This is a genomic window from Paraburkholderia tuberum STM678 (assembly GCF_902833905.1).
GTDB lineage: Bacteria > Pseudomonadota > Gammaproteobacteria > Burkholderiales > Burkholderiaceae > Paraburkholderia > Paraburkholderia tuberum.
In genome coordinates, this window is sequence record NZ_CADFGP010000017.1 from 133,812 (window position 1) to 157,360 (window position 23,549).

Sequence of the window (23,549 nt, forward strand, 5' to 3'; positions counted from 1 at the left end):
CGGTTTATACCCACTTTTATGCCAGCCCCGATTTACCTGAGCGCCGCCGAAGCGGCCGCAACGCTCGGCGTCAGCTTGCCGACGCTGTACGCGTATGTAAGCCGAGGCATGCTCGGCTCGTCGCCGGATGCGCAAGGCAGGCATCGGCTCTACGATGCCGCCGAGGTGCGCCGCCTCGCGCGTCGCAAGGCGGACGGCAAACGCGCCGGCAAGGTCGCGCAGAAGGTGCTCGACTGGGGCGTACCGGTGCTCGAATCGTCGATCACGCTGGTCGCGGACGGTCGGCTGCTGTATCGCGGGCACGATGCGATCGAACTCGCGCGCAGTGCGTCACTCGAAGACGTCGCGGCGCTGTTGTGGGAATGCAGCGCGCGGCGCATCGCCGATGCGCCGGTCGTGCCGCTCGCCCCCGCGCAATGGGCCGCGTGGCTCAAGCTGTGGAGTGACAGCACGCCGCTCGATCGCGCGCTGGTGCTGCTGCCGGCCGCCGCCGCGCAGATGCCACGCGTGTGGGCGCTCGGCCGCGATGCGCAGCTCGACACCGCGTGCGCCGTGATGCGGCTGCTGGCCGCCGCGATGCTGCCGGCGGCGCCGTCGAACGAACCGCTGCATCGGCAGATCGCGACGGCCTGGCGGGTGCGCAGCCGTCAGCAAAGCGGATTGCTGCGCGCGGCCTTGGTCGCCTGCGCGGATCACGAGCTGAACGCGTCGACGTTCACGGTCCGTTGTATCACGTCGACGGGCACGCACCTGTTCGGTGCGGTCGCGGGCGGGCTCGCGGCGCTTTCCGGGCCGCGTCACGGCGGCGAAACCGTGCGCATCGCCGCGCTGCTCGATGAGGCGTCGCGCTCGCCCGAGCTGGACCGCTACCTGGCGAACCGTCTCGCGCGCTACGAGCACGGCGCGCAAGGGCCGCTGCTGTCGGGCTTCGGTCATCCGCTCTATCCGGACGGTGATCCGCGCGCGCGGCTATTGCTGACGATGCTCGCCGACTGCGCGCCAGCCCGCTCGCCGCTCAACGAGGTGCAGCAGGTCGCGCGAGCGGTGCGCGACACGACCGGCGCGGAGCCGACGGTGGATTTCGCGCTTGCCGCGATCGAGCGCGTGCTCGGCTTGCCGAGCGGGGCCGCGTTCACGCTGTTCGCGCTCGGGCGGGTGGTCGGCTGGATCGCGCACGCGATGGAGCAGGCGCGCGATGGCCGGTTGATCCGGCCGCGGGCGCGGTATATCGGGGAGTATGAGGCGGGAGGTGCTGCTTAGGGACCAGGAAGAGGCGGCTCGCCGTTCGCCCTGCATCAGACCACGCCCGGCCGACGCGCCAGCCAAGCCGGCATCGGCCAGCCGAATAGCAGCCTCGGCAACCTGCGTTCCGAGCCGCTCGCCAGCGCAAAACGCGCCCCGGCCCGCCCGGCGCTGATCCATGCCACCGATCCACGCGCCAACTCGATCGACTGCCCCGCCGCCAGCCAGTGATCCTCATGCTCGCCCTCGACGGTCAGCCAGACGTTGCCGCTGATCACCTTGAAAATCGTCGGACGCGCAACCCGCCAGGCCGTGACGGGCTCGCCATGTTCCAGCTCGAAAACTCGCACTTCTCGCATCGCCGTTCTCCTCGATGAACTTTCTGTTGTACCGATTATTGACGTGCGATGATCGGAGACCCATGCACAGTTCCGAACACTTCCATCGGAACTGTTCAGTCAAAAAACCGAACAGTTGGCATGGCTCGCGCGGCGCAGGTTTAAAACTTTCGCGCTCGCAGGCCGGCGACAGAAGGCAAGCGTATGAAACTCGAAATCCAGCTCGATCGGGACAACGGCGTGCCGCTGACCGAGCAGATCGTCGCGGGCGTCTCGGCGTGGATCCGCTCGCGCAATGCGCATCCTGGCTCAAAGCTGCCGTCGATCCGCCAGTTCGCCGCCGACTTCGACGTAAGCCGCTTTCCGGTGATCGAGGCATACGACCGGTTGGTGTCGCTCGGCTATGTCGACTCGCGCCACGGCTCCGGCTTTTACGTCGCCGATCGCCAACCGACCGACATGCGCTGCCAGGGCACTTCGGACCCGCGCCGCGCCGATGTCGAGTCGGACCATCTGCTCGAGCAATTCAACTTTCCGGGCGAAACGCTGAAGCTCAGCACCGGTTTCATCCCCGAAAGCTGGCGCGACATCGATGGCATTGCGCAGGCGATCCGCCACGTGTCGCGAACCGATCCGGCTAGCATGGTCGAGTACGCGACGCCGCTCGGCAACCCGGTCTTGCGCGAACAGTTGCGCGGCCGCATTGGCCAGTTGGGCATCCAGGCAGACGCATCGCAGATTCTGATCACCAACGGCGCGAGCCAGGCGTTCGATCTGCTGGTGCGCTACATGCTCAAGCCAGGCGACACGATCTTTGTCGAGGACCCCGGTTACTACAACCTGTACGGCCTGTTGCGCCTGCACGGCATGAAGCTGATCGGCATTCCACGCACCGGCAATGGTCCCGACCTCGACACGATGCAGGCGCAACTGAAGCTGCACCGGCCCAGATTGCTGCTCATCAACACCGTGTTCCACAATCCGACCGGCACCACGGTCGCACCGCAGGTCGCATTCCGTTTGCTGCAAATGGCGCGAGAGCATGGCTTCCAGATCATCGAGGACGATATCTACGCGGATTTTCAGACCGAGCTCACCGACCGCCTGGCCACCCTCGACCAACTCGAACAGGTGATCTACATCGGCGGATTGTCGAAAACGCTGTCGTCTTCGCTGCGGGTCGGCTACGTGGTTGCGAGTCACGCGATCATCAAGGACCTGGTCGACATCAAGATGCTGACGAGCATCGGCTGTTCGCGCTTTGCCGAAGCGGTGGCGGTGTCGATGCTGGAGCGCGGCGCATATCGCAAATATCTGGAGCGACTGCGCCGCCAGATGCGCGGCGCGCTTGGCTCGACCGTCCAGACACTCGAAGATGCCGGCTGGGAGATCTTCGAAGAACCAGCGGGTGGCAAGTTCGTGTGGGCACGCGTGCCGCATGTCGCGGACGCCGAGCGGCTCGTTGAATGCGGCGTGCCCCTCGGAGTGACGGTGCTGCCTGGACAACACTTCAGGCCGAACCGGGAGGTGAGCCCGTGGATCAGAATTCATGTGGCGTTTGGCAACGAGCCACGTGCGCAGGCGTTTTTTAATGCGGCGGCGCAGTTGCCGCCTGATGCGTGAACACGGCGCGGAGCGCGGCCGTGACGCAGCACCGACACCCGCGCAACGCTGCGCCGCCCGCTGCGCCGGGACCCGCTTTTCCCTAGAATAGCGAGTCCCAACCCGACCGAGCGCGCCCAGCCACCTCATATGTCCACGACGACGCCTCCGCCCGCCCTCGCTCCCGATATCCCCTCGGGTCCTTCGCCCCGCTCGCTGACCGTGATGCTGTGGCTGGTCGCCACCGGCTTCTTCATGCAGACGCTCGATTCGACGATCGTCAACACCGCGCTGCCCGCAATGGCGACAAGCCTCGGCGAACTGCCGCTGCGCATGCAATCGGTGGTGATCGGCTACTCGCTGACGATGGCGGTGATGATCCCCGTGTCCGGCTGGCTCGCCGACAGACTCGGCACGCGGCGCGTGTTCTTCAGTGCGATCCTCGTGTTCGCGGTGGGCTCGTTGCTGTGCGCGAACGCGCATACGCTGAACCAACTGGTGCTGTTTCGCGTTCTGCAAGGCGTGGGCGGCGCGATGCTTCTGCCGGTTGGGCGGCTCGCGGTGCTGCGAACCTTTCCGGCTGAGCGCTATCTGCCGGCGTTGTCGTTCGTGGCGATTCCGGGGCTGATCGGACCGTTGATCGGACCGACGCTCGGTGGCTGGCTCGTCAAGATCGCGTCGTGGCACTGGATCTTTCTGATCAACGTGCCGGTGGGCATCGTGGGCTGCATCGCGACGTTTATCTTCATGCCGGATAGCCGCAACGAACACACGAGCAAATTCGACCTTGGCGGCTACCTGTTGCTGGTGGTGGGCATGGTGGCGATTTCGTTCGCGCTCGACGGCCGCACCGAGTTCGGCATTCAACATGCGACGGTGCTGGTGCTGCTGATTCTGAGCATGGCGTGCTTCGTTGCGTATGGGCTGCACGCGGTGCGCGTGCCCGCGCCGATCTTCTCGCTCGATCTGTTCAAGATCCACACGTTTAGCGTTGGGCTGCTCGGTAATCTGTTCGCGCGGATCGGCAGCGGCTCGATGCCCTACCTGATTCCTCTGCTGTTGCAGGTGAGCCTCGGCTATAGCGCATTCGAAGCCGGGCTGATGATGCTGCCCGTGGCGGCCGCGGGCATGGCGACGAAGCGCCTCGTGACGAAGCTGATTCTGAAGTACAGCTACCGGCGCGTGCTGATGGCGAACACGATTCTGGTCGGTCTGATGATGGCGAGTTTCGCGCTCACGAGCACGCATCAGCCGCTGTGGCTGCGGCTCGTGCAACTGGCGATCTTCGGCGGCGTGAACTCGATGCAGTTCACCGCGATGAACACGTTGACGTTGAAGGACCTCGGCACCGGCGGCGCCAGCAGCGGCAATAGCCTGTTTTCGCTCGTGCAGATGCTTTCGATGAGTCTCGGCGTGACGGTGGCCGGTGCGTTGCTGACAACCTTTACCGGCATCATGCAACGCGCGACTGGCGCCAATTCGCTGCCCGCGTTTCATGCGACGTTCCTCTGTGTCGGCATCATCACCGCATGCTCGTCATGGATCTTTGCGCAGTTGTCGCCGGAGATTCGCACGCCCGCGAAAAAGACCGATCCTTCGGAGCGTACTTGAAAGCCGCAGTAGCCAGGACGACGCATCCTCGTGCACTCGCGAACGGATTTCCGGGCATCGCTCCGCGCGCGCCGCACGCAGCACGCAGCACGCAGCACGCTTGCACAGCGTCGCCGACCCGCAACAGGGCGCGTCCCGCACCAGCGAAGTGCGCGTTATCGCCTTCGTACCGCGGCGGGCGCACAACGATTTCCTCGGAGCATTGCTGGTGGACGCTCGAGCTTTGTTCGAACACGCGCATAGTTCTTGCTCGTCTATCCTGTAAACTCTTGGTCTGCGCGCGCGAACTCCTGCCTGGCCCAGCAAGCGCCGCCATTTCCACACGACTGACACGATGAGCATGATCGAACTCGATCCTCCCGGCTTCCAGCCACCACGCCCGATGGCCGGCGACGAAGGCTCCCGGCGTACCGTTCTCTATGGCGGCTACACCGTTTTCAGCGTGTTTCAGCCGGTCTTTTCGGTATCGCACCGGCGCGCGATCGGGTATCACGCGTCGCTGCGCGTGCACGACGAGCATGAGCGGCAAGTGCCCTCGCACGAAGTCTTTACGCAGGCCGCGCGACGCGGCGATCTGCTGGAACTCGGACGGCTGGCCGAATCGCTGCACCTCGGCAACTTCAACGCATTCGACAGCCACGACGAATGGCTCTTCCTCAGCCTGCATCCGGCCGCACTGATGGACACCAGCTACGGCGACGCGCTGCTTGCCAGCCTGAAGGCGCTCGGCCTGCCGCCGCAGCGCGTGGTGCTCGAAGTATCCGAACAGGCTGGCGGCGAAACCACGCGCTTCGCCGAAATCGTCGATTCGCTGCGCAAGGCCGGTTTCCTGATCGCGCTCGACGGCTTTGGCGCCAAGCATTCGAACATCGACCGGGTGTGGAATCTGCGGCCGGACATCGTCACGCTCGACCGCTGCATCCTCGCGCAAGCGAGTGAACACTCGCATATCGAGCGCGTGCTGCCGGGCCTCGTCTCTCTGTTGCACGAGTCTGGGCAACTGGTGCTGATGGGCGGTCTGAGCACCGAACGTGATGCGCTGATCGCGCTCGAATGCAATGTCGACTTCGTCCAGGGCGCATTTTTCGCGGGTCCGAGCGTCGAACCCGTCAAGCCGCAAGTTGCCGCTGGCCTGATGGATTCGCTCTCCGCTTCGCTGCGCGAACGCGTTGCCGCTCGAGAGAAAGCGCAATCCGCGCGGCTCGCGCCGTATGTCACGGCGCTCGAGGCAGCCGCCGCACAGCTGGTTGCCGGGGAATCGATCACGCAGGCGACCGCACCTCTGCTCGCGCTCGGAGAAACGGCGCGCTGCTTTGTTTTGGACGGTTCGGGGCGGCAGATCGGCGACAACGTGCTGCCGCCGGGGCGCACATCGCAACGCGCAAAGCGCTTCAGCCCGCTGCTGCATTCCGAAGGCGCGAGTTGGGAGCGCCGCCCGTACTTCATTCAGGCGATGCGTCAACCGGGGCGGGTTAATCTGACGCCGCCGTATCTGTCGATCAACGAAGCGCATCTGTGCGTGACCGCCTCGATTGCCGCGCACACGTCGCATGGTACGCAGGTGCTATGCGTCGACATCAACTGGGAAGTCGCGGCTCACCGTAACTGACGCCCCCGGATGGTCCTTGATGCGGGCAAGCAGTTCCATGACCGCATCACGGCCCAGCATCCGGTTGGCCGCCTGCAGATGCGCGGCGCTGGTCAGGATGCGCAGCGAGACGATTTTCGCCGAAAGGTCCGTTTTGCCATCCGTCACCACGTCGATTAACCCGACGATCTCGCCGTCGCAGAACAGTGCGATGCACACCGCACCCGCCATCGACACCACCTCCGCATGGCTCGCCTGTTGCGCGAGCGATGTGACTACAGCCATCCACTTCGGACCTGAACCCGGTTCGCGGTCGCGTTGCGCTTCGGTTTCAGGCCTTGGCCCTTGTGCTCGAAGGGCCGGGTTGGCTGTGGGGAACGGAGGCGGCGGAGCGTACAAAGGCACGTCGCTGATCAGTTGCGGCGCATCGCTGAAAAGCTGTAGCAGGCCCGCCCGGTCTTGCGCTTCGAGCGCCGCGCGCAAACGCTCGACGATTCGCCCATGCACCGCCGGATCGGGCCGCTCCAACGGCGCCCCCGCACGTCTCAGACGCTCCTTGGCGCGATGAACCATTTGCCGGCAAGCGGCCGGTGTGCGCTCGAGAATCGAGGCGATTTCCGCATAACCGCACTCGAACGCTTCATGCAGGACGAGCGCCGCACGTTCGTCTGGTTTCAGATGTTCGAGAAGCAGCATCACGCCGTACGACATATCTGCCGCTCGCAACGCCAACTCCTCCGCCGATGGTGCGACCTCGTCGAGCCACGGCTCCGGCAACCAGCCGCTAGCCTGTGACGCACGCTCGCGCTGTGCATGCCGCAGACGGTCGATCGCCGTGCGCGTGGTGAGCGTGGTGAGCCACGCGACCGGCGTTTGCACCGCCTGCGTATCGGCCAGGTGCCATTTGAGCCAGACATCCTGCACCACGTCTTCGGCCTCCGCGCGACTGCCGAGCATCCGATATGCGAGTGCCAGCAGACGGGCGCGCGCGGCCTCGAAACTGGATGCCTTGTCGATTCCCTGTTCCGTCATGCGTAGACCTCCCGATGGTGCGTGGTGAAGAAGCGGCTGCATACCGGCGGCATGGCTCAGGCGCGCGTCATGCTCGGTATTCCTGAGCTTGACGCATGGGCAACCTGTGATGTGACAGCGCGGCGCAAAAAAATTCGCTGTCACAACCTGTCACAACGCCAGCGGCTGCTTCGTCAAATGAGCAACAACCGGCGCATGTCACGCGGCTTCTGATCCGCGGCGGCCTGCGCATCCCGGAATGCCCGCGCCATCCATCTGAACGAGGAATCCATGCCTTCCAGTTACCCGTCTGTCTCCGGCCTCGGCCTTGTGCCCACGGTGATCGAACAATCCGGCCGGGGCGAACGTGCCTATGACATCTACTCCCGCCTGCTGCGCGAGCGCATCGTCTTTCTTGTCGGGCCCGTGAACGAGCAGTCAGCCAGTCTGATCGTCGCACAATTGCTGTTTCTCGAATCGGAGAACCCCGACAAGGATATTTCTTTTTACATCAACTCGCCCGGCGGCTCCGTGTACGACGGCCTCGCGATTTACGACACCATGCAGTTCATCAAGCCGGAGGTCTCGACCTTGTGCACGGGTTTTGCCGCGAGCATGGGCACCTTTCTGGTCACCGCGGGTCAATGCGGCAAACGGTATGCGCTACCCAATGCGCGCATCATGATTCACCAGCCGTCGGGCGGCGGTCAGGGCACCGCGGCGGACATCGAAATCCAGGCCAAGGAGGTGCTGTATGTACGAGCGCGGCTCAATGCGATGATGGCCGAGCGCACCGGACGCAGCATCGAAGAAATCGCGCGCGACACCGACCGCGACAACTTCATGTCGGCGCTCGAAGCGAGGGAATACGGATTGATCGATGACGTGCTGGAAGCTCGCGCGACATGGAACAACGCAGGCCGTCGCGACACCCTGTAACGGAACGAGCCGCCCGCTGGACCACCGGTTGGACCGCAGGCTGCAAATTCGCACCTACCGATCGGTGCGAGCGCACCACAAAAGCTGCTCACCTTCGCTGGAATCGCTATCATGTCGCGATTCGTCGACTTCGACGACCGCTTCAATGGAGATACACATGGCGTCATCCAACGAAAACGTCAGCATGGCGCTGTTCTGCGACTTCGAGAATGTCGCGCTTGGCGTGCGCGACGCGAAGTACGACAAGTTCGACATCAAGCTGGTGCTCGAGCGCCTGCTGCTGAAGGGCAGCATCGTCGTCAAGAAAGCGTATTGCGACTGGGACCGTTACAAGAGCTTCAAAGGCGCGATGCACGAGGCCAATTTCGAGTTGATCGAAATTCCGCACGTGCGCCAATCGGGCAAGAATTCCGCCGACATCCGGCTCGTCGTCGATGCGCTCGATCTTTGTTACACGAAATCGCACGTCAATACGTTCGTCATCATCAGTGGTGATTCGGATTTCTCGCCGCTCGTGTCGAAGCTGCGCGAGAACGCCAAACAGGTGATCGGCGTCGGTGTGCAACAGTCCACCTCGGATCTGCTGATTGCGAATTGCGACGAGTTCTTCTTTTACGACGATCTTGTACGCGAAAGTCAGCGCGCAGTCGCAAGGCCCGAATCGTCTCGTCAGCAGCAGAACACCCAGCAGGCAGCCAAACGTGCGCCTGATGAAGAGAAGGCTCCGCCCAAGGAAGATCTGGAGAAGCGCCGCAGCAAGGCCGTTGAAATTGCGGTGCAGACATTCGACGCGCTCGCTTCCGAACGTGGCGACAGCGGCAAGATCTGGGCGTCCGTGCTGAAGAACGCGATCAAACGGCGCAAACCGGATTTCAACGAGACGTATTACGGGTTTCGCGCTTTCGGCAATCTGCTGGAAGAAGCGCAGGCGCGCGGGCTGCTCGAATTCGGCCGCGATGAAAAGTCAGGCGCGTACGTCTATCGAAGTACAGCCGTGAACGTTGCGAGTGAAGCGGCAAGTGAAACCATCGGCGAAACCGCGGCGGAGTCTGCCGAAACGGGGTCGGCTGAAGCGGTATCGGCCGAACAGGCGGCCGAACATTCATATGAAGCGCAGGCGGCGCAAGCGGCCGCGTCCGAGTCGAGCGGCAAGCACAAGTCGCGGCGCAAGGAGCGCAACAACCGCAAGCTGGGGCGGGGTCAGCAGGAGGCCGCGCACGGCAAGCGCGGTCACCACGAAACGGCTGATGAAGAGCATGCGGCTACCGCTGCGGCTCTCACCGAACACGCGGAACCCGCCGAAGAGGTCGAGCGGCAGGAACCGCGTGAACACGCGCCGCTCCCACATGAGTTCGTCACTGAACCGATAGCTGAAGAGTCCAAAGCTCGCGCTGTAACAGCGCAAGCGGATACAGCCGCTGAACAAGTCGTATTCGGCCAAGGAACCGACCATTCCACCGACAGCGACCAACCCGCGCAGCGTCAAAGCGCCAAAAAGCGCGCATCGCGCAAAACGGCCGCGAAGAAAGTGAAGAAAAGCACGCCAGGCACGATCGAGGAAGTACCTGAGATCGCAGCGCCGGCCGCGCCCCCTGCTCCAGCAATCAACTCGGAAGAAGGGTCTGAGGCCGCGAGGAAGGCAGCCCGTAAAACGGCGTCCCGGAGCCGTCGCCCGCGCAAAGCGGCATCGACCGACAGCGCGGAATAAGGAGCGGCACGGATTCGACGATCGTCGCTAAAAGCTACCGCCCAACCGTCCTTCGGACTTGAAATGCAGTACCGGCCGACAATGCAAGACAAGCGCAAGCCGGCCAACCTCAGCTATCACCGCTCAGTAAGCCGGATAAGGCGCGTACATGACGGGCGGAGGCGGCGCGTAATAAGGACGGGGCGCGACGTACACCGGCTGCGTCGAATAGTAAGGCTGCGGCTGAACGATCGTCTCACCCTTCGAGGTCATGCACTGGGCGTAGGCGGTGTCGTAGCGCGCCTGCATGCCGGCCGCCGAATACTGGGCGCCATTCGCGCCGTTCGCGCCCCCGATCAGCAGACCGCTGCCGGCGCCGATCGCCGCGCCCGCGCCGGCGTTGCCCGCCGCGGCGCCGAACAGCGCGCCGATCGCCGCGCCGCCGAGCGTGCCGAGCGCCGCGCTGTTCACGCTGTTCGTGGTGGCCGCCTGCGCAGCGCCGGACGGATTCGTCGATTGATTCGCGTAGTCGCGGCACGCGTAGTCGTTCTGCTGGAACTGGCTGAGCGGCTCGCCGCTGCGCGGCATCGCGGCTATGCTCGGGCCGCTCGGTGGCGCCACTGCGCAACCGCCTAACGCGAGCGCGATGACGGCGGCGGGAATCGCCAGGCTGATCGTTTTATTGCTGGGAATCATGGCGGTGCACTTCGGAGGATTGGAATTCAAACGTTAGGCTAATCGCGAAATTCCGTGGTTACGGCTCAGTTACAGAAAGTTTTTTGCCCGGCTGGCTGGCCTCGACCTTGCTGCGAGTCGCTGCGGCGATTGGTACGTTATATCAAGTCATGCTTGTAGATGAGCTGGCAATCGATTGACACGACGCCGGCCGCGCCGAACGTCGTACTCCAGCAACCGGGCGCGACGACCTTCCCGAGCGCCGCGACCGCGCAGAACTTCCGGTATATGAACCATCCGCCGCCAGCGCCCGCCCTCGCCAGTTCGGCGAAGTCGACGGGCGGGGACCGGGCTCATCGGCATCGACAGATGTCCACGAATTCTGGCCCCGACGATTAGCCGCAGGGCAATTTCACTTAGCGCCGCGCCCCGCCAAACCGCAGTTACCAACTGTGACAAACTTCTTTCAGAAGCGCGTAAGAAGGGCATCCCTCGGTGGTAAGCAATACCAATTCCTCCCCTTCCAATCGCCTCCAGAAAGAAAAAGCCCTCGCGATGGAGGGCTTTCGCCTCTGGCTACCATCTTCAAACGCGACCGCCAGGATCACGACATCAGACGGCGAGCCGCAACCGGCAATCTCAAGCGAAGTTTTTCGCTGCGAAGTCCCAGTTGACGATGTTCCAGTACGCCTCGACGAACTTCGGACGCGCATTGCGATAGTCGATGTAGTAAGCGTGCTCCCACACGTCGATCGTCAGCAGAGCCTTCGCGTCGGTGGTGAGCGGCGTGGCGGCGTTGCTCGTCGACACGAGGTCGAGCGAACCATCAGCCTTCTTCACGAGCCATGCCCAGCCCGAGCCGAACGTGCCGACCGCGGTCTTCGCAAACTCTTCCTTGAACTTGTCGAACGAACCCCACTTCGCGTTGATGGCGTCAGCCAGCGCGCCGGTCGGTGCGCCGCCACCTTGCGGCGACAGGCTGTTCCAGAAGAACGTGTGATTCCACACCTGAGCCGAATTGTTGAAGATACCGCCCGACGACTTCTTGACGATCTCTTCCAGCGACAGGTTCTCGAACTCGGTGCCCTTGATCAGATTGTTCAGGTTGGTCACATAGGTCTGGTGATGCTTGCCATAGTGAAACTCGAGCGTCTCTTCCGACATGTGCGGAGCGAGCGCGTTTTTCGCAAACGGCAGCGGCGGGAGCGTATGTTCCATGGTGCTTTCCTTCTCTGTATCTGTTGTGGGGAGTCTGCGGATGACGCTATCGAGCACTCGATTGTAGGCGAGTTGGAATAACCCCGCAAACCAACGGCCTTTATGTCCGGCATGTCGAACACGCCGTGCGCAAGGCCCATGAAAAGGGCGCGCATGGCGCGTGCCCGCCTCGTCGGAAGACGGTAAACAGGGCGTCACGCGCCCACCGGTGAAACGTCAGAAACCGTCGGTCAGACGCGCCTGCACGTCGGCGAGCGCGACATCGGCCGAGCCTTCGGCGAGATGCATCGTCAGACGACGTCCAGGTTTCAGCGACGACGGCGTGCGAATCGCCCGACCGCTTTGCGCATCGAGCACGGCCGCATAACCGCGCTCGAGCGTGCGCTGTGGACTCAGCACTTCGAGTCGCGCGCTGAGCATGTCGATGCGCGCGACCTGTCGTTCATGCCGGCGCGATAGCGCCGCATTCAGACGCTGCGCCAACACGTTGACGCGCGTGCGCTCGGCCGCGAGATCCGGACGCCAGCGTTGCCAGCGCATCTGCAGCAACGAAAATCGCGCACGAGCGTCGCGCACCGGCCGGGCGCCCGCCGACGCGAGCCGAACGCGCAACTGCTGCAGATGCGTGCGCTGCCGAGCGAGCCGCTCGGCGGGCGACACGAGCCGGCGCGCCAGCCAGTCGAGCTGCTGCGCGCGCCGCTCCATCATGCGGCCGAACGCGCGCGCGAGCGTCGCGTGCCGATGATCAAGTTCGCGCAGCAGCATGACGCGCTGTGGACTGACGAGTTCGGCGGCACCGGTCGGCGTCGGTGCACGTACGTCGGCGGCGAAATCGGCAATCGTGAAATCGGTCTCGTGACCGACGCCGCTCACCACGGGTATGACGCTTTCCGCAATCGCGCGCGCGAGCACTTCTTCGTTGAACGCCCACAGATCTTCGATCGAGCCGCCGCCGCGACACACGATCAGCACGTCGACCTCGCGGCGCGCGCCAGCCGCCTCGACCATCGCCGCGAGCTTCGCGCTGACGCCCGCGCCCTGCACCGGCGCCGGATAAACGATCACCGGAATATGCGGCGCGCGACGCGACAGCGTCGTCAGCACATCGCGCAATGCGGCAGCCTGCAACGACGTGACGATACCGATCGCGCGCGGATGCGTCGGCAGCGCGCGCTTGCGCTCGGCGGCGAACAGCCCCTCGGCCTCGAGTTGCGCCTTCAACCGCAGAAACGCTTCGTACAAACGCCCCTGGCCGGTGCGGCGCACCGCTTCGACATTAAGCTGCAGTTCGCCGCGCGGCTCGTACATCGTGACGAGGGCGCGCACTTCGATGCGATCGCCTTCGCGCGGCATGAATTCGGCGTACTGAGCTCGACCGCGGAACATCACGCAGCGCATCTGCGCCTGCGCGTCCTTGATCGAGAAGTACCAATGGCCGCTCGCGGCGCGCGTGAAGTTCGACACTTCACCCGCGACCCAAACAAGTGGAAACGAGCGTTCGAGCATCGTGCCGATCGCGCGATTGAGCGCGGAGACGGGAACGACGACCTCACCGCCAGGTGTGGCCGCAGAAGCAAAAGGATTTTCGGGGTTCATGCAAGGAATAAATAGCGCTGGCCGGACAGACGATAGACCGAGCGAAGAGCCGCGTCCAGCCGGAATCGCAGGATTGTTAAAAGTGTCCACATGGCGGGAACCGCCTGACGAATTCCGCCAGAACGCCCGCCAACGTCAATAAATTCCTGGCAGAGCCTTGATTTATATGGCGTTTGCATCTCGATAGCGAGCGAGTACTACGATCCAAAGCGCACGGAATGGCCCTTCGGGACGATCGGACGGCAGGTTCTCCACAAAGTTATCCACAGACTGTGCGCAACCGCACATAGCGTGGAGCGGCGTGCGTTGGACCTTACGCGACTTGCCGGGCGGGACGCCCGCGCGCTACAGTGCCGGGTTCGACGGCATGTCGATCGCGCAGCGCGGCGGAGAGCTTGCCCGGCCCGAGGCCACTGGCCGCGGGCCCTTTCGCCGCGCCGCTCGCACCTCATTTTTTGACCCGTATTCGCATTCGATTGCCCGGAGAACCGCGTTGATGTTGACCCCGCGTAGTGCGCACGGCGCGCAGTCCGTGCTCGCAACCCGCCCATGAGCGAACTCAGCGACCGTCTCGGAGCGCGCCTCTCGCGCGAATGGCAGCAACGTGGACCGCTCGCCTGGGCGCTGACGCCGCTCGCCTGCGTGTTCGGCGCAGTCGCGGCCGCGCGCCGCGCCGCGTTTTCGCTCGGCTGGCTCAAATCGGTGCGCGTCGGCGTGCCGGTGGTGGTGGTCGGCAACGTGACGGTCGGGGGCACCGGCAAGACGCCGACCGTCATCGCGCTCGTCGAAGCGTTGCGCGCCGCGGGCTTAACGCCCGGCATCGTGTCGCGCGGCTACGGCGCGCGCGTGAGCACGCCGACCCGGGTCACGCCCGGTTCGTCGGCACGGGTCGGCGGAGACGAGCCGTTGCTGATCGCGCGCCGCACCGGCGCACCCGTGTGGGTCTGTCCGGACCGCGTCGCCGCCGCGCAGGCGTTGTGCGCCGCGCATCGCGACGTCGACGTGATCGTCAGCGACGACGGCTTGCAGCACTATCGCCTCGCGCGCGATGTCGAACTCGTCGTGTTCGATCACCGGCTCGGCGGCAACGGTTTCCTGCTACCGGCCGGGCCGCTGCGCGAGCCGCTGTCGCGCCGCCGCGACGCGACGCTGATCAACGATCCGTATGCGCGCACGCTGCCCGCGTGGCCGAACACGTTCGCACTGCAGCTCGCCCCTGCCGACGCGTGGCATCTCGACAATCCCGCACTGCGCCGCCCGCTTGCGCAATTCGCCGGTCAACGCGTGCTGGCCGCGGCCGGCATCGGCGCGCCGGAACGCTTTTTCGCGACAGTGCGCGCGGCCGGCCTCGCGCCCACGACGCGCGCGCTGCCCGACCACTACGCGTTCGAGCGCAATCCGTTCACCGACGTCGACGCCGACGCGATCCTGATTACGGAAAAGGATGCGGTAAAATTGGGGGCCTGGCACGACGCGCGCATCTGGGTAGTCCCGGTCGAAGCCGCGCTTGATCACCGCCTCACTGCATTAGTTGTGGAGAAAGTCCGTGGACGCTCGCCTGCTTGAAATCCTCGTCTGCCCGATCTGCAAGGGCCCGCTCAGCTACGACCGCGCCGCGCAGGAACTGATCTGCAACGCGGACAAGCTCGCCTATCCGATCCGCGACGGCATTCCCGTGATGCTCGTCGACGAAGCGAGGCAGACCGTCGAAGGCACGCCGGTCGATCTGAATCCCGGCTCGGTCGCCTGACCCGCAGCGCCACTGCAGCGCGAGGCGCCGCGACGTCTCGCTCGCGCGCGGGTCAAGGCAGACTTCATCGATGCCACCGCCCCCTCCCCGCATGCGCTCCCATATCGATCCACAGCCGTTTTCGCCGCTCCGGCTCATCTCCGACTCTGCGTGAGCGTCGCGCGCGCAGCCTCTTCCTCCGGCCTGATCGCCGCCCGTTCCTGATCCGATGATCCACACCACCCCTCATCCGTTTATCGCCGTCGTGCCGGCCCGCCTCGCGTCGACGCGTCTGCCCAACAAGCCGCTCGCGGACATCGGCGGCAAACCGATGGTCGTGCGCGTCGCGCAGCGCGCGCGCGAATCGGGCGCGCAACAGGTGCTGGTCGCGTCGGACGCGCAGGAAGTGCTCGACGCGGCGCGAGACCACGGCTTCGACGCGGTACTCACGCGCGCCGACCATCCGTCGGGCACCGACCGTCTCGCGGAAGTGGCGACGCGTTTCGGCTGGAGCGACGACACGATCGTCGTCAACGTGCAGGGCGACGAGCCGCTGATCGACCCGGCGCTCGTGCGCGGCGTCGCCGCGCATCTGGCAACGACAAGCGACTGCGCGATCGCGACGGCCGCGCATCCGATCACCGATCCCGCCGAAATTTTCAATCCGAACGTCGTCAAGGTCGTGCCCGATGCGCGCGGCGTCGCGCTGTATTTCTCGCGCGCGCCGATCCCGTGGGCGCGCGACGCATGGCAACCGCACTGGCCCAACGTCGCGTCGATGCCGACGCCGGCCGCGCCCGCCGTCGTATACCGGCACATCGGCCTGTACGCGTATCGCGCGAAATTTCTGCGCACGTACCCGAGCCTCGCGATCTCGCCGATCGAGCAGGTCGAAGCGCTCGAACAACTGCGCGCGATGTGGCATGGCGAGCGCATCGCGGTCCTCGTCACGCAAGACGTACCGTTGGCGGGGGTCGATACCCCCGCCGATCTCGCGCGCGTACGGGCCTTATTCGGGTCTTGAGCGCGGGAAGCCGTGGCATAATCGAACGGTTATGCGCGCCTCCCAGCGCAGGCGACACTCGGGTTATCCGGTCGCGCCGTGCGGATCTTGCAGCGCCGTCGTATTCGACGTGCAGCGCGAGGTAGCCAACGGTAGCCGATGCGCAACCTGCGAGAATCGCCGGGAAGCATGCCGCGTCAACAAAGAATTCACATAGATCTGGAGATATCCATGCGTTTGATCCTGTTGGGTGCACCGGGTGCCGGCAAAGGCACTCAGGCCAACTTCATCAAGGAAAAGTTCGGCATCCCGCAAATTTCGACCGGCGACATGCTGCGCGCGGCCGTCAAGGCTGGCACGCCGCTCGGCCTCGAAGCAAAGCGCTTCATGGACGCCGGCGAGCTCGTCACGGATGAGCTGATCATCAACCTCGTGAAGGAACGTCTGCAGCAGCCGGACTGCGCGAACGGCTATCTGTTCGACGGCTTCCCGCGCACGATTCCGCAAGCCGAAGCAATGAAGCAGGCCGGTGTCGCGATCGACTACGTGCTCGAAATCGACGTGCCGTTCGACGAGATCATCGTGCGCATGAGCGGCCGTCGCTCGCACCCCGCGTCGGGCCGCACCTATCACGTGACGTTCAATCCGCCGAAGGTCGAGGGCATCGACGACGTGACCGGCGAGCCGCTGATCCAGCGCGACGACGACAAGGAAGAAACGGTCAAGAAGCGTCTGGAAGTGTACGAATCGCAAACCAAGCCGCTGATCGAGTACTACAACGGCTGGGCGAAGAACGGCGATACGTCGAGCTCGGTGAAGGCGCCCCAATATCGCCGCATTTCGGGCCTTGGCAGCGTCGATGAAATTCGCGCCCGCGCGTTCGACGCGCTGAAGTAAGCCGGCTTGGTCCAAACATTACCGCTGTTTTCGTTTGACCAAAACCCGCCCACGTTGGGCGGGTTTTTTATTTGGCTCGGTGCGCAAACCAAAAGCGGCAAGCGGTGGGGAACGCCCAGCGGAACCAGTTAGGTTTCCATAGCGCTTGCATGCCGCCGCCCGCTTCGCTTTCCGCAGCGCAGCACAGCCGCTACAATCGATCGTCGTCGAAAAATGCTTCGCTCGAGACCGCACTGAACAACCGTAGCAAAGGAGAAGACATGGAAATTCGTGACAACGTGTTCCTGATCACCGGCGGCGCATCAGGGCTCGGCGCTGCCACCGCGCGCCTGCTCGTCGAGAACGGCGGCAAAGTCGTCCTCGCCGACCTGAATCTGGACGCGGGCGAGGCGCTCGCAAAGGAACTCGGCGGCGCTTTCGTCAAATGCGACGTGAGCCGGGAAGAGGACGCGCAACAGGCCGTCGAAGCCGCGACGAAGCTCGGTACGCTGCGCGGTCTCGTCAACTGCGCGGGCGTCGCGCCGGCCGCGAAGACCGTCGGCAAGGATGGCCCCCATTCGCTCGATCTGTTCACGCGCACGATCTCGATCAATCTGATCGGCACGTTCAACATGATCCGGCTCGCCGCGGTGCAAATGTCGAAGAACGAGCCGAACGCCAACGGCGAGCGCGGCGTGATCATCAACACCGCATCGGTCGCCGCGTTCGACGGCCAGATCGGCCAGGCGGCCTACTCCGCGTCGAAGGCTGGCGTGGTCGGTATGACGCTGCCGATCGCGCGAGACCTGTCGCGCAACGCGATCCGCGTGATGACGATCGCCCCCGGCCTCTTCGAAACGCCGATGCTGCTCGGCATGCCGCAGGAAGTGCAGGACGCGCTCGGTGCGATGGTGCCGTTCCCGCCGCGCCTCGGCAAACCGGCGGAATACGCGATGCTCGCCAAGCAGATCTTCGACAATCCGATGCTGAACGGCGAGGTGATCCGGCTGGACGGCGCGATCCGCATGCAGCCGAAGTGAGGATCGCTTAGCGATCGATCTGGTCGCCGATGCTAGGCCAAGGCCTGCATACGGCGATAAAAAAACGCCTGTGCATGTGCGACATGTGCAGGCGTTTGTGTTTTATGCAGCGTGAAAACGCGCGTCGCTATTCGCCGTCATCATGCCGCGTGCGCTGCCGCAATTCATGCAACTGCGACTCGACCACGGTGGCATCTTCCGCATCGGGGCGATCGCCGAGATAGCTTTCGAGGTCCTCGAGCGCGGGCCGCAGATAATCGAGCCGCGCATACGCGAAACCGCGATCCCGCACTTCCTCGATATTGTCCGGCAGCAGAATGACGAGCCGTTGCTGCACCGCGAGCAGACGTTGCCAACGCTCGGTCTGCAGATAGATCGCCTTCAGGTTGCGCAACATCCGCGCGACGATCTCGCGATGCGTGGCCGGTTGCAGCAGCATGCGTAGCGCGCGCCCGACCGAATCGCCAGCCGACGCGACGTACGGCTCGAGCATCTCGACCATCTGCGCTTCGGACAGCGAATGACCGGTGGTCGGATCGAGCATCACGTCGCCGTCGGGCATCGTCACGCGCAGCAGGAAGTGGCCTGGAAACGACACCCCTCGCACCGGAACGCCGAATTGCTCGGCCATCTCCAGATAGAGCACCGCGAGCGAAATCGGAATGCCGCGGCGACGTTTGAGTACGACGTTCAGATGGCTGTTGTCGGGGTCGTAGTAATCGTTCAGGTTGCTCGCGAAACCGAGTTCGCGGAAAAAGAAACGGTTGAGGATGCCAACCTTCTGACGGATGTCGGCATCGTCGGGCATGCGGCGCCGCAGCCGCAGCACCAGCTCGTCGATCTCGGCGAGCACCGACTGCAGATCGAGGTCGGGATAGGCATCCTGCGCGATCGAGAGCGCCGTCTCGGTCAGCGGCAGGCTCTCGTCTTCGGCGACGAGCGTACTGAAATAATCGAGAACCCGCGACATGGTGATCACTTCACTCGCCTTCTGAAATACGCGTACTTGAAGCCCATCAGCCAAAGCATACCGAAATACAGCGCGGCGAACAGCACGAGACACGCACCGAGCAACACCATGCGGCTGACCGGCTGGGTATGCATGCCGATCCAGTCGAAGCTGATCGCGAGCCAGCGCATCACGCCGGCGAGCACGAGGCACGCCCCGAGCAACTGCACGAAAAACTTGAGCCAGCCGCTCGACGGCATATAAATGCCACGTTTGCGCAGACCAATGAATAGCAGCAACGCATTGACGCAAGCGCCGAGCCCGACGCTCAGCGTGAGACCCGCATGCGCGAGCACCGGCACGAACACGTAGTTGCTCAACTGCGTGACGACCAGCACGCCGATGCCGATCTTCACTGGCGTCTTGATGTCCTGCTTCGCGTAAAAGCCCGGCGCGAGGATCTTGATCAGGATCAGGCCGATCAGGCCGACTCCGTAGGCGGCGAGCGCGCGGCTCACCATCACGACCGCATTGCCGTCGAACTTGCCGTAGTTGAACAGCACCGCTGTCAGCGGCTGGGCGAAAAAGAACAGCGCGATCGCGCTCGGCGCGGCGAGCAGGAACGTGACGCGCAGTCCCCAGTCGAGCAGCGACGAATACTCATGCGAGTCGGCATCGACGTGCGCCTTCGACAGGCTCGGCAGCAGGATCGTGCCCAGCGCGACGCCGAGCAGCGCGGTCGGAAACTCCATCAGCCGGTCGGCGTAGTTGATCCACGACACCGCGCCGGGGCCGATGTGCGACGCGATGTTGGTGTTGATGATCAGGCTGATCTGCGCGACCGACACCGCGAACATCGCCGGCACCATCTTCGCGAGCACCCGCTTTACGCCGCGATGCGCGAGCGCGCGCAGCGGGTTCAGGCCGATGAGCGGCACCATGTCGATCTTCTTGAGGCCCGGCAGCTGCACGACGAATTGCAGCACGCCGCCGACGATCACTGCCCAGGCGAGCGCATAGACCGGCGTTTGCAGGCGCGGCGCGAGGAATACGGCGGAGGCGATGAACGCGACGTTCAACAGCACGGGCGCAAACGCGGGCAACGAAAAGTTCTTGTACGTATTCAGCACGCCCGACGCCAGCGACGTCAGCGAGATGAAAATGATGTATGGGAACATGATGCGCGTCATCGCGACCGCAAGCTGGTACGCGTGGCCCTCGTGCGCGAGGCCCGACGCGACGACGAACACGACGCCCGACGCGCCGACCACGCCGATCACTGACAGCACGGCGAGCGCCCACGCGAGCACGGTCGAGGTCGCGTCGACGAGCGCCTTGGTGGCGTCGTGGCCTTGCTGGTTCTTGAACTCCGCGAGGATCGGCACGAAGGCCTGCGAGAACGCGCCTTCGGCGGAAATGCGACGCAGCAGGTTCGGAATGCGAAAGGCGACGTAGAAAGCGTCGGTGTATTGACTGGCGCCGAACGCACGGGCGATCAACGTTTCACGGGCCAGTCCGGTCACGCGCGACAGCAGCGTGAAGCCGCTGACCGTCAGCAGGGCTCGTAATAGATTCATGGGGCGCTTATTATACGGGTCCCGCCAATGCGGGCGACGAGCCAGAACGCGATTCGGACCGATTTGCCACGCGGACGTTCGCCGCGATCGGCTGGAAAGCGCGATTTCTTGTGTTTTCTGCGGTCTTCCCGGCAGCGCCCCCGCCTTCCATCGGCGCCCTCGCAGGAGGGCCAGCACATACGCGCCGACATGACGCCGCTCCGGTCATTGTGGCGCCGGCGCGTGTTTTCCGTTGTCACGTGCCTGATTTTGTTGCTATAATCGTCGGTTTCGAAGCTTGCTCAGTTTTCGAATGGTCTTCGGACGCGGTTCTCAGGTTGGCGCAGCGCCGCCTGTCAATACATCCGGATGCCTTGAAACACGGGCCCGCCTTCGCGTAGTTCGATCGATTTTTTCGACACTTTTGCGCCCTTGGGCAATCGCTTCCAAGGGTTCGGATCGAGAAGCAGCACCTCGCCTCATCATTGAAGGCCGGGTACTGGAAACAGGAACAGGATAAGGAACCGTCATGGCTAACTCCGCACAAGCACGCAAGCGCGCCCGCCAGGCCGCGAAGGCAAACTCGCACAACTCGGCACTGCGCTCGAAGTTCCGCACGGCTATCAAGGCTGTCCGCAAGGCAATCGATGCAGGCGATCACGCTAAGGCCGCCGAAATCTTCAAGGCATCGTCGAAGACCATCGACATCATCGCCGACAAGAACATCGTTCACAAGAACAAGGCAGCTCGCAACAAGAGCCGCCTCGCTGCAGCCGTCAAGGGTCTGCAAGCGCCCGCAGCGCAGTAATTCCGGTCGGCCCGCTTCGGCGGGCTACCTCCTGTTTCCGCTGCACAAGAAGCCCGCTTTGGCGGGCTTTTTTGTTTCGGTTGAATTGCCAGCCACAAAAAAACCCGCTGCTTGCGGGTTTTTGTTTTTGCCGATCCGGTCGACTTACATCAGATGACCTGCCGTTTGGCTTGCGGCGCAGGCGCATGGTCGAGTTCCAGCTCACACGCCTCGGTGACCAGCAGGTCGTTGTCTTTCGCGAAGTTCATAACGAAATCGAAGGCCATTGGTTCGATGTCGCGCAGCCGCGAATCGAGAATCACGCATTTGAGGTCGCCGATCATGGTCGGCCGCACGTACAGCGAGTACTGCATATAGGCGTTCGGCCCCTTCCTCACGCCGGGCCCGAACGACGACATGACGCCCGCGAGCCGCTCCGACCAGTCGCTCGGCCGAAATTTTTTTCCCGTCGACGTAATGCCCTGAATGAAATATTCGATTGGAGCTGCTTCGGCCATGTAGAAATACCTGTGTGACTGCCCAGCGGAATGACGACCAACCGGCGACGCCAGTTGTACGCTCGAACTCACCGCAAGCGGCATGTACGGCAAGCGCTTGCAGCCACCTGCGACGTGCGTGGGATCTGGCGCTAACGCAACAATGACGAACCGCACCACGAGAACCGCTGCGGCGAACCGGCTGAACCGCTCTGGCGTCTGTCATGACGGCCACGCCTTGACAGGCTTTCCGCGCCGCACGAGCCGCGTTTCTTCATGCGAAACGCCGGCCTGCTGGGCTTTGGGATAACCCGCAGATTATAGCGCAGCGGGCCCTTTTCCGCAGCGCACACAAGCGCCTTCCGATGACCCCGCGAAGCGCGATACGAAGCTTTCGAATCGCTTTCGGCGCCCTCCCGCCGACTCGTCAAACGAGGCGAAATCCTTTATGCTGCATGGAGTTACCACCATACCGACGGCGGCGCAGTCCGGCAACCCTGCCGGGTGAGACCGCCGTATTTGTTTCATGACCGCCAAGAAAATTCGCCACTACCTGCAGTTCAAGGACTTCTCGCTGGAAGACTACGAGTACGTGCTGGAGCGCGCGCGCATCCTGAAACGCAAATTCAAGAACTACGAGACCTATCACCCGCTGCATGACCGCACGCTGGCGATGATCTTCGAAAAGAATTCGACACGCACGCGCCTGTCGTTCGAAGCCGGCATCTTCCAGCTGGGCGGCCACGCCGTGTTCATGAGCACGCGCGACACGCAGCTCGGCCGCGGCGAGCCGATCGAAGACGCCGCGCAGGTCATCTCGCGCATGGTCGACATCATCATGATCCGCACGTTCGGCCAGGACATCATCCAGCGCTTCGCCGAGAATTCGCGCGTGCCGGTGATCAACGGGCTCACGAACGAATACCACCCGTGTCAGGTGCTCGCAGACATCTTCACGTACTTCGAGCATCGCGGTCCAATTCGCGACAAGACGGTCGCGTGGGTCGGCGACGCGAATAACATGCTGTACACGTGGATCGAAGCCGCGCAGATTCTCGGGTTCAGGCTGCGCCTGTCCACGCCGCCCGGCTACAAGCTCGACCGCGCGCTCGTCGCGGCGCAAAGCGCGTCGTTCTACGAGGAATTCGACGACCCGAACGAAGCCTGCACGGGCGCCGATCTCGTCACCACCGACGTGTGGACCAGCATGGGCTTCGAGGCCGAGAACGAAGCGCGCAAGAAGGCCTTCGCAGACTGGTGCGTCGACGCCGACATGATGGCGCGCGCGAATCCCGACGCGCTCTTCATGCACTGCCTGCCCGCGCATCGCGGCGAAGAAGTCAGCGCGGAAGTGATCGACGGACCGCAGAGCGTCGTGTGGGATGAGGCGGAAAACCGTCTGCACGTGCAGAAGGCGTTGATGGAATACCTGCTGCTCGGCAAGCTCAATCACTGAGCGAGCCGCTGGTCCATACCCGCGCCGGAACCGCGGGCAATCGGGTAGGAGGCGGGGTTGCCCCCGCCGTCCTCCCACAACACCGGACGTACGGATCACGTATCCGGCGTTTCCTGACGACTGGATTGCTCCAGCGAGCTTCGTTTCGT

The 23,549-nt window shown here is 63.9% G+C and carries 22 protein-coding genes; 14 read left to right on the top strand and 8 right to left on the bottom strand.

The window, feature by feature from the left end; translation table 11 throughout:
- Nucleotides 1-18: 18 nt before the first annotated feature.
- The gene (locus HWY30_RS17195; RefSeq protein ID WP_090801597.1) at nt 19-1,260 is read left to right on the top strand and encodes a citrate/2-methylcitrate synthase; all 1,242 of its coding nucleotides are present in this window, start codon (nt 19-21) and stop codon (nt 1,258-1,260) included.
- 35 nt (nt 1,261-1,295) lie between these two features.
- On the opposite strand, the gene HWY30_RS17200 is transcribed toward HWY30_RS17195, so the two are convergent.
- Nucleotides 1,296-1,601: a DUF2917 domain-containing protein gene (locus HWY30_RS17200; RefSeq protein WP_090801599.1), complete on the bottom strand. Its 306-nt coding sequence runs from the start codon at nt 1,599-1,601 to the stop codon at nt 1,296-1,298.
- 183 nt (nt 1,602-1,784) lie between these two features.
- On the opposite strand from HWY30_RS17200, the gene HWY30_RS17205 reads away from it, so the two are divergent.
- The 3 genes from HWY30_RS17205 to HWY30_RS17215 all read left to right on the top strand — a co-directional run bounded on the left by HWY30_RS17205 (nt 1,785) and on the right by HWY30_RS17215 (nt 6,402).
- Nucleotides 1,785-3,203 (top strand): aminotransferase-like domain-containing protein, encoded by a 1,419-nt coding sequence (locus HWY30_RS17205; RefSeq protein WP_090801600.1) that lies wholly within the window; start codon nt 1,785-1,787, stop codon nt 3,201-3,203.
- A 129-nt stretch (nt 3,204-3,332) separates the two neighbouring features.
- Nucleotides 3,333-4,793 carry a multidrug transporter subunit MdtD gene (gene mdtD, locus HWY30_RS17210; protein ID WP_090801602.1) on the top strand — a complete coding sequence of 487 codons (1,461 nt, stop codon included), beginning with the start codon at nt 3,333-3,335 and terminating at the stop codon, nt 4,791-4,793.
- A gap of 334 nt (nt 4,794-5,127) precedes the next feature.
- Nucleotides 5,128-6,402 carry an EAL domain-containing protein gene (locus HWY30_RS17215; protein WP_090801603.1) on the top strand — a complete coding sequence of 425 codons (1,275 nt, stop codon included), beginning with the start codon at nt 5,128-5,130 and terminating at the stop codon, nt 6,400-6,402.
- On the opposite strand, the gene HWY30_RS17220 is transcribed toward HWY30_RS17215, so the two are convergent.
- Complete coding sequence (locus HWY30_RS17220) at nt 6,358-7,413, bottom strand: sigma-70 family RNA polymerase sigma factor (RefSeq protein WP_090801605.1); 1,056 nt, start codon at nt 7,411-7,413, stop codon at nt 6,358-6,360. The genes HWY30_RS17215 and HWY30_RS17220 overlap by 45 nt on opposite strands.
- A 24-nt stretch (nt 7,414-7,437) precedes the next feature.
- On the opposite strand from HWY30_RS17220, the gene HWY30_RS17225 reads away from it, so the two are divergent.
- The 3 genes from HWY30_RS17225 to HWY30_RS17235 all read left to right on the top strand — a co-directional run bounded on the left by HWY30_RS17225 (nt 7,438) and on the right by HWY30_RS17235 (nt 10,039).
- Complete coding sequence (locus HWY30_RS17225) at nt 7,438-7,626, top strand: hypothetical protein (RefSeq protein WP_143037118.1); 189 nt, start codon at nt 7,438-7,440, stop codon at nt 7,624-7,626.
- 57 nt (nt 7,627-7,683) lie between these two features.
- The gene (gene clpP / locus HWY30_RS17230; protein WP_090801608.1) at nt 7,684-8,331 is read left to right on the top strand and encodes an ATP-dependent Clp endopeptidase proteolytic subunit ClpP; all 648 of its coding nucleotides are present in this window, start codon (nt 7,684-7,686) and stop codon (nt 8,329-8,331) included.
- A 157-nt stretch (nt 8,332-8,488) separates the two neighbouring features.
- A complete protein-coding gene (locus HWY30_RS17235; RefSeq protein WP_090801609.1) occupies nt 8,489-10,039 on the top strand; it encodes an NYN domain-containing protein in 1,551 nt (516 codons plus the stop codon).
- A 123-nt stretch (nt 10,040-10,162) separates the two neighbouring features.
- Here the strand turns inward: HWY30_RS17235 and HWY30_RS17240 are convergent, their stop codons facing one another.
- The 3 genes from HWY30_RS17240 to xseA form a co-directional block, all read right to left on the bottom strand.
- Nucleotides 10,163-10,714 (bottom strand): glycine zipper family protein, encoded by a 552-nt coding sequence (locus HWY30_RS17240; RefSeq protein ID WP_090801611.1) that lies wholly within the window; start codon nt 10,712-10,714, stop codon nt 10,163-10,165.
- Between the two features lie 618 nt (nt 10,715-11,332).
- Nucleotides 11,333-11,911: a superoxide dismutase [Fe] gene (sodB, locus tag HWY30_RS17245; RefSeq protein ID WP_013090345.1), complete on the bottom strand. Its 579-nt coding sequence runs from the start codon at nt 11,909-11,911 to the stop codon at nt 11,333-11,335.
- A 216-nt stretch (nt 11,912-12,127) separates the two neighbouring features.
- Nucleotides 12,128-13,507 carry an exodeoxyribonuclease VII large subunit gene (gene xseA, locus HWY30_RS17250; protein ID WP_090801614.1) on the bottom strand — a complete coding sequence of 460 codons (1,380 nt, stop codon included), beginning with the start codon at nt 13,505-13,507 and terminating at the stop codon, nt 12,128-12,130.
- A gap of 549 nt (nt 13,508-14,056) precedes the next feature.
- Between xseA and lpxK the strand changes: the two genes are divergently transcribed.
- The 5 genes from lpxK (at nt 14,057) to HWY30_RS17275 (ending at nt 18,155) form a co-directional block, all read left to right on the top strand.
- Nucleotides 14,057-15,073: a tetraacyldisaccharide 4'-kinase gene (lpxK, locus tag HWY30_RS17255; protein WP_090801615.1), complete on the top strand. Its 1,017-nt coding sequence runs from the start codon at nt 14,057-14,059 to the stop codon at nt 15,071-15,073.
- A complete protein-coding gene (locus tag HWY30_RS17260) occupies nt 15,054-15,257 on the top strand; it encodes a Trm112 family protein (protein ID WP_007180583.1) in 204 nt (67 codons plus the stop codon). Before lpxK ends, HWY30_RS17260 begins: the two co-directional genes overlap by 20 nt.
- 208 nt (nt 15,258-15,465) lie before the next feature.
- Nucleotides 15,466-16,260, top strand: a complete 795-nt coding sequence (kdsB, locus tag HWY30_RS17265) for a 3-deoxy-manno-octulosonate cytidylyltransferase (protein WP_090801617.1) — start codon at nt 15,466-15,468, stop codon at nt 16,258-16,260.
- Nucleotides 16,261-16,470: 210 nt separating this feature from the next.
- Nucleotides 16,471-17,136 carry an adenylate kinase gene (gene adk, locus HWY30_RS17270; protein WP_090801619.1) on the top strand — a complete coding sequence of 222 codons (666 nt, stop codon included), beginning with the start codon at nt 16,471-16,473 and terminating at the stop codon, nt 17,134-17,136.
- A 260-nt stretch (nt 17,137-17,396) separates the two neighbouring features.
- Nucleotides 17,397-18,155, top strand: a complete 759-nt coding sequence (locus HWY30_RS17275; RefSeq protein WP_090805443.1) for a 3-hydroxyacyl-CoA dehydrogenase — start codon at nt 17,397-17,399, stop codon at nt 18,153-18,155.
- A 127-nt stretch (nt 18,156-18,282) separates the two neighbouring features.
- Here HWY30_RS17275 and HWY30_RS17280 read toward each other — a convergent pair whose 3' ends face one another.
- On the bottom strand, nt 18,283-19,125 hold the full coding sequence (locus tag HWY30_RS17280; protein WP_090805444.1) for a SirB1 family protein: 843 nt from the start codon (nt 19,123-19,125) through the stop codon (nt 18,283-18,285).
- A 5-nt stretch (nt 19,126-19,130) separates the two neighbouring features.
- On the bottom strand, nt 19,131-20,681 hold the full coding sequence (gene murJ, locus HWY30_RS17285; protein ID WP_090801620.1) for a murein biosynthesis integral membrane protein MurJ: 1,551 nt from the start codon (nt 20,679-20,681) through the stop codon (nt 19,131-19,133).
- 508 nt (nt 20,682-21,189) lie between these two features.
- Here murJ and rpsT point away from each other — a divergent pair.
- Nucleotides 21,190-21,468 (top strand): 30S ribosomal protein S20, encoded by a 279-nt coding sequence (gene rpsT / locus HWY30_RS17290; protein ID WP_027198671.1) that lies wholly within the window; start codon nt 21,190-21,192, stop codon nt 21,466-21,468.
- Nucleotides 21,469-21,617: 149 nt separating this feature from the next.
- Here rpsT and HWY30_RS17295 read toward each other — a convergent pair whose 3' ends face one another.
- A complete protein-coding gene (locus HWY30_RS17295) occupies nt 21,618-21,965 on the bottom strand; it encodes a DUF3579 domain-containing protein (RefSeq protein ID WP_090801622.1) in 348 nt (115 codons plus the stop codon).
- A gap of 505 nt (nt 21,966-22,470) precedes the next feature.
- Here HWY30_RS17295 and argF point away from each other — a divergent pair.
- Complete coding sequence (gene argF / locus HWY30_RS17300; protein WP_090801624.1) at nt 22,471-23,400, top strand: ornithine carbamoyltransferase; 930 nt, start codon at nt 22,471-22,473, stop codon at nt 23,398-23,400.
- The last annotated feature ends 149 nt before the right edge of the window (nt 23,401-23,549 follow it).